Annotated in this window: 9 protein-coding genes and 1 tRNA gene; 6 read left to right on the top strand and 4 right to left on the bottom strand. The window is 44.8% G+C overall.

Annotated features, from left to right (window positions below; all coding sequences use genetic code 11):
* The first annotated feature begins 114 nt into the window (after positions 1-114).
* Entirely contained in the window at positions 115-4,062 is a 3,948-nt protein-coding gene (locus HMPREF1212_RS04555; protein ID WP_046148577.1) for a hybrid sensor histidine kinase/response regulator transcription factor, read from the top strand.
* On the opposite strand, the gene HMPREF1212_RS04550 is transcribed toward HMPREF1212_RS04555, so the two are convergent.
* Positions 4,046-5,899 carry a PAS domain-containing sensor histidine kinase gene (locus HMPREF1212_RS04550; RefSeq protein ID WP_046148576.1) on the bottom strand — a complete coding sequence of 618 codons (1,854 nt, stop codon included), beginning with the start codon at positions 5,897-5,899 and terminating at the stop codon, positions 4,046-4,048. The genes HMPREF1212_RS04555 and HMPREF1212_RS04550 overlap by 17 nt on opposite strands.
* Positions 5,900-6,225: 326 nt before the next feature.
* Positions 6,226-6,705 carry a pyridoxamine 5'-phosphate oxidase family protein gene (locus tag HMPREF1212_RS04545; protein ID WP_046148575.1) on the bottom strand — a complete coding sequence of 160 codons (480 nt, stop codon included), beginning with the start codon at positions 6,703-6,705 and terminating at the stop codon, positions 6,226-6,228.
* 81 nt (positions 6,706-6,786) lie between these two features.
* Here HMPREF1212_RS04545 and HMPREF1212_RS04540 point away from each other — a divergent pair, with 81 nt between their 5' ends.
* On the top strand, positions 6,787-8,073 hold the full coding sequence (locus HMPREF1212_RS04540; protein WP_046148574.1) for a M64 family metallopeptidase: 1,287 nt from the start codon (positions 6,787-6,789) through the stop codon (positions 8,071-8,073).
* 68 nt (positions 8,074-8,141) lie between these two features.
* Here the strand turns inward: HMPREF1212_RS04540 and HMPREF1212_RS04535 are convergent, their stop codons facing one another.
* Positions 8,142-8,849, bottom strand: coding sequence for a pirin family protein (locus HMPREF1212_RS04535; RefSeq protein ID WP_046148573.1), 708 nt, complete (start codon positions 8,847-8,849; stop codon positions 8,142-8,144).
* 180 nt (positions 8,850-9,029) lie between these two features.
* Between HMPREF1212_RS04535 and HMPREF1212_RS04530 the strand changes: the two genes are divergently transcribed.
* Positions 9,030-10,523, top strand: a complete 1,494-nt coding sequence (locus tag HMPREF1212_RS04530) for an IMP dehydrogenase (RefSeq protein ID WP_028726314.1) — start codon at positions 9,030-9,032, stop codon at positions 10,521-10,523.
* A gap of 728 nt (positions 10,524-11,251) precedes the next feature.
* Positions 11,252-12,202: a helicase associated domain-containing protein gene (locus HMPREF1212_RS04525; protein WP_044191353.1), complete on the top strand. Its 951-nt coding sequence runs from the start codon at positions 11,252-11,254 to the stop codon at positions 12,200-12,202.
* 46 nt (positions 12,203-12,248) lie between these two features.
* On the opposite strand, the gene HMPREF1212_RS04520 is transcribed toward HMPREF1212_RS04525, so the two are convergent.
* Positions 12,249-12,319 (bottom strand) — tRNA-Gln (locus HMPREF1212_RS04520).
* Between the two features lie 225 nt (positions 12,320-12,544).
* On the opposite strand from HMPREF1212_RS04520, the gene rsfS reads away from it, so the two are divergent.
* Both rsfS and ftsH read left to right on the top strand, forming a co-directional pair.
* A complete protein-coding gene (gene rsfS, locus HMPREF1212_RS04515; protein ID WP_028726312.1) occupies positions 12,545-12,904 on the top strand; it encodes a ribosome silencing factor in 360 nt (119 codons plus the stop codon).
* 29 nt (positions 12,905-12,933) lie between these two features.
* Complete coding sequence (gene ftsH / locus HMPREF1212_RS04510; protein ID WP_044191349.1) at positions 12,934-14,967, top strand: ATP-dependent zinc metalloprotease FtsH; 2,034 nt, start codon at positions 12,934-12,936, stop codon at positions 14,965-14,967.
* Positions 14,968-15,045: the final 78 nt, after the last annotated feature.

Below are 15,045 nucleotides of genomic sequence, written 5' to 3'. Positions count from 1 at the left end.
TTATCGTGCAGAATCTTTCAATAATCATTCAAAGGCATGAAAAGGCCGCTATTTGGCGCATATTTCCCATTTTACAGATAAAGATTTAATCGTTTTGTCCTTATATTTGCCTGCATGAAACAAATACATCTTTATCTTATCACATGCCTGCTTTTGCTGCTTCGCTCTGTCGGTGGGTCGGCGGAAGAACTACATTTCAGGCATTACAACAATAAGCAAGGATTATCGCATAATACGATCTACAGTTCGCTGCAAGACCGGAGAGGTTTCATGTGGTTCGGGACGGAGGACGGGTTAAACCGCTTCGATGGCCATACCTTTAAGATTTACCGGCATAATTCCTACAACTCCAACAGCCTGCCGAACGACCATATCGGCCACCTCTTCGAAAGTTCCGACGACAAAATATGGATCTGCACCTCCGGGGGAACCTGTTACTATGATTACCAGACAGACACGTTCCATCCTTTCCGCCTGTCGACCGCCCAAAGCGAGCCGGAGTCGTTTTCAGCCGTCACCGAAGATAAAGACCACCAGCTATGGTTTATCAGGCATAACCGCATCGTCCGTTACAATCCGGCCGACAGCAGTTCCCGCGTTTATCCGGCGGAAAAGAATTTCTATCCGAACCAGATCACGTTGACAGACGAAGGGACTCCCCTCTTCTCCGACCAGAGAGCCTTATACCTCTACAAAGCGGAATCGGATAATTTCCAGAAGATCGACCTCCTGACCGAGCAACAGGTAAAAAAACAAATCAGCATACAGGCCATCCGGCAGGTTCCCGAACTGGGCATACTGGCCGGAACCAACCTTGCGGGATTGATGCTTTACAAATATCAGGATCAATCCGTCACGACCATCATTCCGGACATACAGGTTCGTGCCATCACCCCTTACAACAACAATACTTACTGGATCGCTTCCGAATCGGGTATATACATATATAATATACTCAACCAGACGGTCGTCAACCTCCGCAAATCGCTGACCAACGAATATACCATTGCCGACAACGCCATCTATTCCCTCACCAAAGACCGCGAAGGGGGCATGTGGGCAGGCTCGTTCTTCGGCGGTATCAGCTACCTGCCGAAAGAGTACACGCGGTTCAACCATTTCATCGGCGGAAAGACGCACCCCCAACTGCCGGGCAACGCGATCCGCGAAATCGTGCCCGACCAATACGGCAACCTGTGGCTGGGAACAGAGGATAACGGCATCAACTGCTACAACCCGGCAACCGGGCAGATCACCAACTACTCTTACAACAACCCGCAACACCCGCTGTCGGCAACCAACATCCACGGATTGCTGGCCGACGGCAACCGTCTCTGGGTGGGTACATATAATAAAGGTATAGACGTACTCGACATTCCTTCCGGGAAAATCGTCAAACGTTACTCGCGCGAAACGCCCGGCAATCCGCTCAACGATAACTTTGTCCTCTGTTTCTACAAGACCCGCAATAACGAATTCCTGATCGGAACCGGCAGCGGGATCATGCTTTATAATAAGCAGACGGAATCGTTCAGCCGCTGGAATAACATCTATGCCCTGATCCGGCAAATCTACGAAGACAGCGAAGGGGATATCTGGGCGGCAACGGCCAGCGGCATCTACCATTACCTGCGTGATAAGAATGAAGTGGAACATTACACCGCCGACCCGAACAAATCGCAAAGTATCGGAAGCAACAATACCACCTCCGTCTTTGAAGATTCCAAAAAGCGGATCTGGGTGACTACGGTGAACGGCCTTTCCCTGTTCAACCGGGAAACGCAGTCTTTCAACCGGATCACCACCGAGAACGGGCTGCCCAGCAATATCATTTACCGGATCGTGGAAGACAAGGATCATTTTTTCTGGCTGTCCACCGCCAACGGGCTGGTGCGGTTCAATCCCGATACCTATGCCATGCGCACCTTTACTTATACGGATGGGCTGCATGAAACACAATTCAATTACAGTTCTTCTTACCAGGCTCCCGACGGGACGATTTATATGGGGACGATAAACGGCATGTTGTCGTTCAACCCGTCGTTGTTCAGGGAAGATACCTTCTCTCCCCCGGTATATATCACGGCCATCCATGTTCCCAACAATGAAGAAAACCGTCACAGCCTTGCCTCCCCTTCTATCGAGAATACGGAAACGCTCAAGTTGCCTTACGACGCTTCTACGTTCACCTTGTCGTATATCGCCCTCAGCTACACCTCGCCGGATGCCATCCGCTATTCTTACAAGTTGGAGGGGGTAGACAAAGACTGGAATTACATGAACCAGAATAAAGATGTCACTTTCGCCAACCTCTCCCCCGGCAAATATACTTTTAAGGTGAGATCCACCAACAGCAGCGGGATCTGGCAGGAGAACGAGCAGGCACTGCATATCATTGTCACTCCCCCGTTCTGGGCAACGGGCTGGGCGTTCTTCCTGTATGCCGTGCTCATCTGCATCCTGATTGTACTTTTCTACAATTATAAGAAAGCGAAACTGGAAGAGAAACACCGCATCAACCAAGATTTATTCGAGAGCCGGAAAGAAAAGGAACTATACAATGCAAAAATCCAGTTCTTCACCTTCATCACCCACGAGATACGTACGCCATTGACACTGATAAAAGCGCCTTTGGAGAAAATACTCCGTTCCGGCGACGGCACAGTCTCCACCAAGGAGAATCTGCGGATCATAGAAAAAAATACCCAGCAACTGCTCAACCTGAGCAACCAGTTGCTTGATTTCCGGAAGACAGAAAGCCGGGGCTTCAAACTGAATTATGTAAAAACGGATGTCACGCTTTGGCTGAACACCCTCCTGCAACCTTTCCTTCCGGTGATGGAAAAGGAGAAAAAATCCTTCACCTGCGATATACCGGAAGGCCCCTATTTTGCCTACATCGACCGGGAGGCTTTCTCCAAGATCGTAAATAATCTGCTAACAAATGCCATCAAATATTCGGATCGGTATATCTTCCTGCACATGCAGATACAGGAAGATAAAAAAGAATTTTCCATCACCGTAATCAACGACGGGCTGCTGATCCCGGAAAGCGAAAAGGAAAATATCTTCAATCCTTTCTACCGCCTGAAAGAGACGGAAAACCAGCAGGGCAGCGGCATCGGATTGTCCCTGGCCCGCTCGCTGACCGAGTTCCACAAAGGAACCCTCTCCTACCAGCAAACGACGGATGGAAAGAATCAATTCCAGCTCGTCTTACCCGAAGAGCAGGAAGATTGTTACCAGCTGATGCCCGAAAAAGGCACGGAAGATGCTGCCAATCCGGATATAAAGGAAGAAAACACCGAAAAGCCGGCCGTGCTGATAGTGGAGGATCAAACGGATATGCGCCAGTTTATCGCAAAAGAATTATCCGAAACATACCGCGTGCTCGAAGCCGCCAACGGTAAAGAAGCGGTCAGCTTATTAAAAGGAAATACGGTGAACCTAATCATCAGCGATGTCATGATGCCTGTCATGGACGGCTTCGAGCTTTGCAACGTGGTGAAAAACGACGTCAATTTCAGCCATATCCCGTTCATCCTGCTGACGGCGCAACATAACCTCCAGTCGCGTTTGAAAGGGTTGAATAACGGAGCTGACGCCTATATGGAAAAACCATTCTCCATAGAATTGCTGACAGCCCAGGTGCTCAATCTGCTCAAAAGCCGGGAAATGCTCACCAAAACCTATCGTGAAATGCCTTCCGTACCGGCCGCCACACTGGCAGTCTCTACTGTCGACGATCTTTTCCTACGAAAGTTCAATACTTATCTGGAAGAAAATATTTCTAACGAAGCCCTGAGTGTCGAAATGCTGGCGTCGGAAATGGGTATGAGCACATCCAGCCTTTACCGGAAAGTAAAAGGCCTGTCCGGTTTAACGCCCGTCGAATTTATCAGGATAACCCGGTTGAAGAAAGCCGCCGAGCTGATGCAAACGGGAGAAAACCGCATCAATGAAATAGCCTTCCGGACAGGTTTCTCCTCTCCGGCCTATTTCTCTACCTGTTTCCAGAAGCAATACGGCAAGTCTCCGACTGATTTTATGAAAGAACGTTAGCCAATGGCAAGGTAAAACGGAACGTCGAGCCTTCACCTACTTTGGAAGAGACGGACATTTCTCCTCCCATCCGGTTCACCAACCCTTTGCAGATTGCCAGCCCCAGGCCGATACCGTTATTGGCGCCTTTCAGTTGGACAAAACGGCCGAAAATATGTTCCAGATCTGTCTCGGGTATTCCCTCGCCGGTGTCGGACACATAGAAATGCAGGAAATCGCCTACCAGTTTATATCCGAAACGGATAGAGCCCTGCCTGGTATGTTTCATGGCATTGGTAAGCAGATTGCTCAACACTTGCATCCAACGGCTTCTATCTGTCCTGAACGTAATATCCGGACAAGGATCCAGTATAAGCTCTACATTTTCAGGCATCCGCAACTGCATCACACTATGCATATCTTGCATCGCGGAAGGGAGATAGACGTCGGTATAGGCAAAAGCCACCATCCCCGACTCTATTTTGGATATATCCAACACATCATTTATCAGACGAAGCAATAATTCATTATTTGTCTTTATCAGACTGACATAGGTATCCCGCAATTCCGGATCTGTCTCAATGGAAAGCAGATCGGAGAAACCGACTATCGCATTCAGCGGAGTACGGATTTCGTGGGTCATATTGGCCAGGAAAGTGGATTTCAGCAGGTCGGCATTCTCCGCCTTTTCTTTTGCCTCTATCAATGATTGTTCATATTCGACATACTTCTGGTTATCGACCATACATCCAACGATCAGGTTGGCAAAACCATCCGGGTCATATTCCAACGGCTTGCCTATCACTTCATAATGCCTGAATTCTCCCTCGTCGTTCTTCAAGCGGAAGTTCACAGCAAACTCCGGCAGTTTTTTATTTCTGATCTCATTGAACAACAGGAAAAAGTCAGCCCGATCATCCGGATGGCGCAAATTAGACAGAGCGCGGCAGATATATTTATTCCTGTCGAGCAGATAATTATTGGCTCCGTAAAACTGGAAACAATGGTTGCAATGCTCCTTATCGCATGCTTTGAAACGCTGAAAATTAAAAGAATAAGTGGTGATATGGCTATTTTTCAAAGCCAGTTCCATCATCGTACGGCTTTCCGTCAGCTTACCGGCCAGCATCTTATTCTCTTTCTCTTTTTCAACCTGCTCGGAAATATTACGGATATATATCACAACATACTTATGATGCAGCGGAACCATTCTTATTTTAAAGTAAACGACAGGCACATTATGTCCCGGAATAGACAAGTCCAGATTAATAACCTCCGAGGTATCCAGACATTTTCTTACGATCACAGACATATTTCTCTTCGTCTCCTCCGGATAAATAAATCCGGGCAAATCGTCTATACGCCGGTTTACAGCTTCGGGAGTAATACAGGTTTCCGTGGCATAGGCAATAATACGTTCCACAACCAGTTGGCTATTCACCAGCAAAATCGTGTCAGGAACAGATTCGGCCACTTTTTTTGAAATGTCCGTTAGTTCCTGCAACTTCTGGTCATAACGTGCGATATCTTGTTCTTCCGGATCTGAATCCGTTAATAGCAAGGTGTATCCTATAATTTCATCATCTTCGTTAAACCCTGGGATAATAGAAAATCCCATAGGTAAAGTATGACTTACAACACTGCCTTTTCGCAAATAAGTCTTTTGTATATCCGACAGGTAATTCGTTTCAAATAAATTATTCAAAAGAAAATCAGACACAGCCGTCACAGGAAACTTCTCGCTCATTGCTTTATTTAGAGCGACCAGTTGTCCGTTACTATCGTACAAAGCCCCTCCTTTGGGATAGTAAGTGAAAAAATTTGTCAGCAATTGTAGTTTAACTAATGTATTTTCCATCACCGCCATTTTTATATGCATCTGCAAAGTAAGTCAAACTTTATAATTCAAAGACTACTTATACAAAAAACTTTCACTTTCCACTCGAAATTAACAACAAAATAGATTCTGTCTATCTCGTTATAAATTCTATCCATCAAATAAGTTTGGCCAAACAGAAGGAATAGGCGAACTTTGAATAAAGATTTAGGAAAAAGAGATAGGTTAGATAAAAGGCAAAAGGCGATAAGAGCTACCTAATGAGATGAATTCAAGGTACCTCGATCATAACTAAGAGAGGGTTAATCCCGGGAATATTTCCCGGGATTAATTATTTATACACACTTCTATCCTTTAATCCGTTTACATTTACCGGAGATATGTTCAATGTCCAACCGTAAAATATTCGTCCGGTGAAACGATTTGGCTATATACTTTTCACCCCGCTCCTCGTATTCCGGCGAATATTTCTTTGCCAGCAGCCGCAAAGCGTGCAACCGCTCTTCATCAGGTAGATCGGTATGGATCGTTCCAAAGGCAATGGCCGACTCATAAGCTGTAGTGAAATCTCCCGGAATCAACCGGGTAGCCCCTACTACACAGAAACTTACTTTCGGATTCTGTGTGATACATTCCAGTTTGTATCCTTTCGGGGCACAGTGATAATAGATATGGCTTTCGTCGTCCATCACATAGCTGATAGGTATTCCATAACCAAAACCGTTCGCCCCGGACATAGCAAGAAAACCATACTCCCCGGTTTCCAACAGCCGGACAGCCGACTCATTATCCAATATTCTGTCTTTTCTTCTTATTTCTGTAAACATATCACAACATTTTAGAACCACAAATCTACAAAATACATTATATTTGTGCGTACAAAGAACACCTAATAAAAACATGAAAATATGAGAACAAAGATTTCCTTATTTCTAATCGCCGTCCTTTGCAGCCTTAATAGCTTTGCACAGGGCGAATTTAGTAAACATTTCGAGAAAAAAAGCCTGCGGATAGACTTTGCCTTAAGCGGGAATTCCCAATTCCAGTCAGCCGCCATACAGCAACTGCGCCAGGAACCGGTATGGGGAGGCCCTGTCAAGAACTTGATCGACAAATTTAATTATGGTGGTTATTATGTAAATATATATGATAAAGGTAGCAACGACTTGATCTACTCACGCGGCTTCAATACGCTGTTCGAGGAATGGCGTTCTACCGAGCAGGCCAAAACCGAAACCCAGGCATGGACCAACAGCATCTCCGTCCCCTATCCTAAAACAACGGTCGTTGTGGAAATAGCAGCCCGCGACAAAGCTGATATGCAATTCCACTCACTGCTTAAAATGGATATCGACCCGACCAGTATTTTCATTGACCGGGGCAAGCTGAAAGACAATAAAATTACCCAAATCCAATACAAAGGCGACCCAAGCGAAAAAGTAGACCTGGTATTTATAGCAGAAGGTTATACAGCCGCTGATCAGGATAAATTTGTAGCCGATGCCAAGAAGTTTGCGGAGTCCCTGTTTAACACTCCTCCCTACACAACCCGCCGGGAAGATTTCAACATCTGGGCGGTCGACCTGGTTTCCGAAGATGCCGGAACCGATATTTCCGGAAAAGGTATCTACAAGAATACCGCATTGAATTCGGGCTACTACACATTCGGCGTCGATCGTTACCTGACTACTCCCGATATGAAATCGATTCGCGATGCCGTATGGAATGTCCCGTGCGACGCTGTATTTATCCTGGTAAATACCGACACATACGGCGGTGGCGGCATGTATAATTTCTATGCTATCGGCACAGCCGACAACGAACGGACACAACATGTATTCGTTCACGAGTTCGGACACAGTTTTGCCGGACTGGCGGATGAATACTTTTCTTCCGAAGTGGCTTACCAGGACTTTTACAATTTGAAATATGAACCGTGGGAACCGAATATCACGACATTGGTCGACTTCGACAGCAAATGGAAAGACCTTCTGCCAGCCAATACACCGATCCCTACACCACTGGATGACGCTCATAAAGACAAAGCCGGCGTATTTGAAGGTGGCGGCTATATTTCGAAAGGGATTTACCGCCCGATGGATCATTGTATGATGCGCGATTATGCGCCTTTCTGTCCGGCATGCAGCCGTGCTATCCTACGAATGATCGATTTCCTGTCCGATAGAGATTATTAAGGATCTCCATAACAAAGAAAAGGGTTCCAGCTAAATCCCCGGAACCCTTTTTATAAGAATCGATACACTTACTGCATCGGAACTTCCATCAGCAAAATCTTCGCATCTTTCAGCACTTCGACAGTAATACTGTCCGTATCATAAAAGCCGGCACCATCCCGTTTGGAAAGAACCGTATTGCTCACTTCCACCTCTCCTTCGATAACAAAAAGATAGACTCCCATGCCTTCGCGATGGAACTTATACTCTTTGATCTGTCCGGCATCCAACTCACCGATCGAGAACCAGGCGTCCTGATTGATCGCAGCGGGCGTTTCACCGTCCGGCGAAAGGACTAACGACAACTCGTTCTTCTTCAACAGCGGACGTATATCGTAGTTGTTGTACTTCGGAGCCGTATTTTCCTCACGCGGGAAAACCCATATCTGCAAGAATTCAAGCTGCTGTTCGGCACTGTCATTGAATTCGCTATGGAAAATACCTGTTCCGGCACTCATTACCTGAATATCGCCCGGGGTAATCGTTTTACTGTTCTTTATACTGTCGCCATGTCGCAGATAACCGTTCAGCGGAATAGAAATCACTTCCATATTCTTATGTGGATGCGTATCAAAACCTTCGCTCGGAGCTACCGTGTCGTCATTCAAAACACGCAACTTGCCGAAATGTACCCTTTTCGGGTTATAATAATTAGCAAAACTAAATGTATGATGAGTTTTAAGCCATCCGTGGTTTGCATATCCGCGTGAATTTGCCTTATCTACTACCATTTTCATAAAATATTCCTCCTCTTTAAATTCACTTATATAACATTTTACTCATTGAAAAAGTTCCGGCTCCGGCCTATACCGAAATATTCCCCTTTAATTAGTATGAAAAATGCGATGAAATGAAAACATATCTGAGGAGAATTCAGTACTTTTGCACAAAAATTCATCCAGTAAATATTAATCACTATGGCAGTTTACTTAAACGATGTTTCAAGAACCTTCGGAGAATACCTGCTTATTCCCGGCCTGACCACTAAACAGTGTGTACCCTCCAATGTTGTACTGAAAACGGCACTTGTGAAGCACAATGTCAGCGAAAAGTCTCCTATCGAATTAAATATCCCGTTCGTTTCAGCTATCATGCAATCAGTATCCGGCCCGGAACTGGCAATTGAACTGGCTCGCAACGGAGGACTTTCATTCATTTTCGGTTCACAACCTATCGCCAGCCAGGCAGAGATGGTAAGAAAGGTAAAGAAATTTAAAGCCGGTTTTGTAACCAGCGACTCCAACCTGACTCCGGAAAACACTCTGGCCGACGTAATTGCCCTGGTCAGCCAGACAGAACATTCCACCATCGGTATTACCGACGACGGAACGCCTAACGGTAAACTGCTGGGATTAGTTACCAGCCGCGACTATCGCGCTGAGAAAGACGATCCTGCCACAAAAGTAAAAGAGTTTATGACTCCTTTCTCCAAACTGATCGTCGGTGAAGTGGGCATTACATTAAAAGAAGCAAACCAGATTATCTGGGATCACAAACTGAATACCCTGCCTATCATAGATAAGGATCAGAACCTGGCTTACTTCGTATTCCGTAAGGATTATGACAGCCATCGTGACAATCCGAACGAAATGTCAGGGGCCGACAAAAAACTATTGGTTGGCGCAGGCATCAACACCCGCGACTATATGGAACGCGTTCCCGCCCTTGTAGAAGCCGGAGTAGACGTATTATGTATCGACTCTTCCGACGGTTATTCGGAATGGCAGTACGAAACATTGCAGTGGATCAAGAAAGAATACGGAGACAAAGTAAAGGTCGGAGCCGGAAACGTAGTAGACCGGGAAGGCTTTATGTATCTGGTGGAAGCCGGAGCCGATTTTATCAAAGTCGGTATCGGTGGCGGTTCGATCTGCATCACGCGCGAACAGAAAGGTATCGGCCGAGGACAGGCAACTGCCCTGATCGATGTAGCCCAGGCTCGCGATGAATATAAAGAAAAAACAGGCATTTATGTTCCTATTTGCAGCGACGGTGGTCTGGTTCACGATTACCACATGGTGCTGGCTCTTGCAATGGGCGCAGACTTCCTGATGATGGGTCGTTATTTTGCCCGTTTCGACGAGTCTCCTACAAAGAAACTGCGCATTGGCAACAATTATGTAAAGGAATATTGGGGTGAAGGTTCAAACCGTGCCCAGAACTGGCAGCGTTACGACATGGGCGGAACGGAATCGCTCAAATTTGAAGAAGGCGTAGACAGCTACGTTCCTTATGCCGGCAAGATGAAGGACAACCTCAACCTCACACTGGGTAAGATTAAAGCAACCATGTGCAGCTGTGGTGCTACGACAATCCCCGCACTGCAAAAGGATGCCAAGATCACATTGGTATCTTCTACAAGTATCGTTGAAGGTGGTGCACACGACGTAATTCTGAAAGAACAGAACTAATTATAGTTGATATTTAATAAAGCATCCGCAAATATCTCATGATCTGAGATTTTGCGGATGCTTTATATTTACACATTGCTACCAAGACACTATCCAAATCAATCAATATGCTACAAATAAACCTATTTCAAAAACACGACACGCACACAAACCACTCCTTCCAAAGAAACCATATATACATATATTAACAAATAAGCCATCGACAGCTCATTTTAAAATCCGTTTAAAAGAAATTACAACTCGTTTTAAACGAAAAAAAAATTCCTTTTAAACGAGATATGGTTCTAGTTAAGTCGAATTTCATGTTAAAGGATGATAAATAAAAATCAGAAAGTATACTTTTACGCTTCAAAACCTATGCTAAACAGCATATTTCTTCTCCAGAACAGAGCAAAATCCACTCCCTTTTAATATACCACAATCACACCTATTAAATAAAACACAAAACAAATTAATCATCCATAACCCATATATCAACCATTATACACAAATATCAGAGAAACCACATCATTAAGACATTCCAGAACTTCCGTACAATCAAATATTTAGATACGAACACGACACAGAATCGTACAGAGCACATACAAACCTGCAAAAATATCATTTTGTCAAAATAACAAAATAACACGAAGTATATATCTCTAAAAATCAAATATTTGAATATCTTTGGAAACTGATTATAGTATCCAAGATTATTAATATCCAAAAATCGAATAAAGTAAGGTTAGATGGAACAAAGAAATAGGACAAAGAAAAAAAGTAAAGCACGTAAACCCAGCAAGATCCGCATAAAAAGAGATATTAAATATCGCTCTACGATTGCTTTCTTTAAGAAACACGAAAGATGGCCTTCTCCTACGGCTAAAGACGAAAAAGAATTAGAATTGGGGCAATGGGTCGTTCGGGTCAGATACGTCCGAAACCATCATCCTGAAAGATTACCTGAAAAAGTGATCCGGTTAATCGACAAGATCGATGCTGCCAAGTTGCAAAAAAGCATCGATCAATGGGAAGGTAATTATTATAAACTTAAAGATTTTGTGACCAACGAAAAACGTTGGCCGGTACCCAATGAATCTAACCCGGAAGAAACCCGGCTATACAATTGGTGTACCACTCAGAAAAGCGTAAGAAACGGCATATTGCAGGGACGTTTGAGCCAAGAACGTATCATGATGTTAGATGCAATCGGATTTACATGGCAGAAAAACAGGAAGAAAAGAAGCTGGAATGAATCGTTTGCCCTAGTAAAAAAATACCACGCACACTACGGAAGATGGCCGGCTCATGCCACCAATTCAGAAGAAACCAGGCTGGCTAAATGGTGCAGCAAAATGAGGGCTTACAGATATGGAACAGACCCTTCAGGCAAACTGACTTCCGCGCAGATCAAAAAACTCACAGACATAGGTTTTGAATGGGAAATCAGCGCAACAAGCAATGGCCGCTCGGAAGAACAGCTGAACCGGATATGGATTGGAAGATATACCGAGTTTTGTGATTTTATCGCCACGAACAAGCGATACCCTTCCGTCACAGCCCGCGAGGAAAAGGAAAAAGCCCTTTATTCCTGGTGGATGAGGATGGCCTATCTGAAAAGAAAAGGAAAATTGAACAATGACCGCATTCAACTGCTCGACAGTATCGGATTCAGATGGGGAAAAAAGGGAAGGATATAAAGGAAATAAAAAAAGGTTTGAAAATAAATTTCAAACCTTTTTTATGTTGTTCTACCAGGGCTCGAACCTGGAATTTCAGGACCAGAATCTGACGTGTTACCATTACACCATAGAACAGTTTTTGTTGTCTCGAGTAGTATGTTTCTCGATTACGGGTGCAAAGATACAGACATTTTTTATATCTGCAAATATTCTGCGAAAAAATTTTGTCAAAATAAACATTTTCATCTTTTCCCTGTTTTGAAAATACAGGGTTTATACATATATTAAATAGAGAAAGCATGTAATAATAAATATAAGAAGTATATTTGCAACTTCGAAATATTATTCAATAAAAAATAGATGGATCAAACAAAAGAATTAGTAAAAACAATTGTAGAAGGTCTACAAGAAAAAAAAGGCAAAAATATTGTAACCGTAGATTTAACCCAGTTATCAGGGGCAGTATGCCAGTACATGGTAATCTGCGAAGGAAATACTCCCACCCAGGTATCAGCCCTGTCTGATTCTGTATGGGATTTTGCGCGTAGAAATGCAGGTGAAAAACCACTGTCTATCGACGGCAATCAAAGTTCCTTGTGGATAGGTATGGATTATGGCACGGTTCTTGTACATATATTTACCCCGGAACAACGTGAGTTCTACAATCTGGATAATCTATGGTCTGACGCTAAAGTCACCCAGATTCCGGATCTCGACTAAGACCGGATTAATATTATCGAATTCAAAGTATGGAAAATAAAAACGACATGTTCAACAAAGCACCGAAGAACAATAAGCCTAAGATGTTCCGGTTCAACCTGTATTGGATGTATGGGCTAATTTTCATGATGCTTATTGCTTTGTATCTGACTAACGACTCTTCGGCGTCAAAAGAACTGGGATGGACTGAATTCCAGAAGCTGGCACAGGAAAATGTATTCGACAAGATGGTTGTCTACAACAAGAAAAACCTGGTTGAAGCCAGCGTTAAAAGCGGTCAAAAAGGATTAGTATTTAAAAGTGACAGTGCCGCTTTGGGGACAAACCCGAAGGTGTACGTAAAAATACCGTCGGCGGACAAATTTTCCGATTTCTACGATAAAGCGGTTACCGATAACCATATCGACACCCAGGTGCGCTTTGAAGAGGGAGACGATGCCATATGGAACTTCCTGGTTTCATTCGGCCCCATCATCCTGATCATCGTTGTATGGATTTTCCTGATGAGAAGAATGTCAGGAGGTGCCGGAGGTGGCCCGGGTGGCGTTTTCAGTGTCGGTAAGGCTAAAGCGCAACTATTCGACAAAGATAATGACCGGAAAGTAACATTTAAGGATGTGGCAGGATTGTCGGAAGCCAAGCAAGAGGTGGAAGAAATCGTTTCCTTCCTTAAGAGCCCGGAAAGATATACGGAACTGGGAGGTAAAATACCTAAGGGCGCCTTATTGGTAGGCCCTCCGGGAACAGGTAAGACATTGCTGGCCAAAGCGGTGGCAGGCGAAGCGGATGTTCCGTTCTTCTCCCTTTCAGGTTCCGACTTCGTTGAGATGTTTGTCGGTGTGGGTGCATCACGTGTTCGTGACCTATTCCGCCAGGCAAAAGAGAAATCTCCGTGTATCGTATTTATCGACGAGATTGATGCTGTTGGCCGTGCCCGTGGCAAAAATGCCAATATGAACAGTAATGATGAACGCGAAAACACATTGAACCAGTTGCTGACAGAAATGGACGGCTTCGGTTCCAACAGTGGAGTAATCATCCTGGCTGCAACCAACCGTGCCGATATTCTGGATAAGGCCTTACTTCGTGCCGGACGTTTCGACCGTCAGATCAGCGTGGAATTGCCCGACCTGAACGAGCGTAAGGAAATATTCGGCGTACATTTACGCCCGATCAAGATAGACGAGAGCGTGGATGCGGAATTCATGGCCCGTCAGACTCCGGGATTCTCTGGTGCTGACATCGCCAATGTGTGTAATGAAGCCGCATTGATCGCCGCCCGTAGCGATAAGAAGTTCGTTCAAAAAGAGGACTTCATGAACGCTATCGACCGTATCGTCGGCGGTTTGGAAAAACGCTCTATGATAACGACGGCGGATGAACGAAAGAGCATTGCTTTCCACGAAGCCGGCCATGCTACATTAAGCTGGTTCCTCGAACATGCCAATCCGTTGGTAAAAGTAACCATCGTCCCCAGAGGTAAAGCGCTGGGAGCTGCCTGGTATATGCCGGAAGAACGTCAGATCACCACCCGCGAACAGATGCTGGATGAAATGTGCGCAACTTTAGGCGGACGTGCGGCAGATGAATTTTTCCTTGGCAAAATAACAACCGGAGCATCCAACGACCTGGAACGTGTAACCAAGCAAGCTTATGCAATGGTTGTTTATTTCGGTATGAGCGAAAAACTGCCTAACCTGAATTATTACGATTCAACCGGTCAGGACTGGGGATTCACCAAACCGTACAGCGAGGAAACATCCCGCATGATCGACCAGGAAGTACAAAAGATCATCAGCGAACAGTATGAACGTGCCAAGAAAATCCTGTTTGAAAACAAGGAAGGACATCACGCATTGGCACAGGTTTTACTTGAACGGGAAGTGATCTACACAGAAGATGTAGAACATATCTTCGGTAAACGTGCCTGGGTTTCCCGTTCGCAGGAAATTCTGGAGTTACAGGAAAAAGCAAACAACAGCAAACAGGAACAGGCTGCTGCCAACGAAAATGACACCCAGGTTTCACCTGCAGGTGACAATACGGCAGATAAAATTGCCTGACCCGTTCATCTCTGAAAAATAAAATGAGGCCGGATAGTTCTTTATTGAAGATACTATCCGGCCTCCCTGTTTATATTT

Origin of the sequence: Parabacteroides sp. HGS0025 (assembly GCF_000969845.1) — a bacterium.
GTDB classification, from domain to species: Bacteria; Bacteroidota; Bacteroidia; order Bacteroidales; family Tannerellaceae; genus Parabacteroides; species Parabacteroides gordonii.
Note: the sequence above shows the minus strand (reverse complement) of the source record. Positions and strands in the feature narration are given on the sequence as shown.

Excerpts from the sequence above, each read along its gene's own strand:
- HMPREF1212_RS04540 (WP_046148574.1), top strand. The coding sequence starts at position 6,787 with ATGAGAACAAAGATTTCCTTATTTCTAATCGCCGTCCTTTGCAGCCTT.
- HMPREF1212_RS04555 (WP_046148577.1), top strand. The coding sequence starts at position 115 with ATGAAACAAATACATCTTTATCTTATCACATGCCTGCTTTTGCTGCTT.
- HMPREF1212_RS04545 (WP_046148575.1), bottom strand. The coding sequence starts at position 6,705 with ATGTTTACAGAAATAAGAAGAAAAGACAGAATATTGGATAATGAGTCG.
- HMPREF1212_RS04525 (WP_044191353.1), top strand. The coding sequence starts at position 11,252 with ATGGAACAAAGAAATAGGACAAAGAAAAAAAGTAAAGCACGTAAACCC.
- HMPREF1212_RS04550 (WP_046148576.1), bottom strand. The coding sequence starts at position 5,899 with ATGGAAAATACATTAGTTAAACTACAATTGCTGACAAATTTTTTCACT.
- rsfS (WP_028726312.1), top strand. The coding sequence starts at position 12,545 with ATGGATCAAACAAAAGAATTAGTAAAAACAATTGTAGAAGGTCTACAA.
- HMPREF1212_RS04535 (WP_046148573.1), bottom strand. The coding sequence starts at position 8,849 with ATGAAAATGGTAGTAGATAAGGCAAATTCACGCGGATATGCAAACCAC.
- HMPREF1212_RS04530 (WP_028726314.1), top strand. The coding sequence starts at position 9,030 with ATGGCAGTTTACTTAAACGATGTTTCAAGAACCTTCGGAGAATACCTG.
- ftsH (WP_044191349.1), top strand. The coding sequence starts at position 12,934 with ATGGAAAATAAAAACGACATGTTCAACAAAGCACCGAAGAACAATAAG.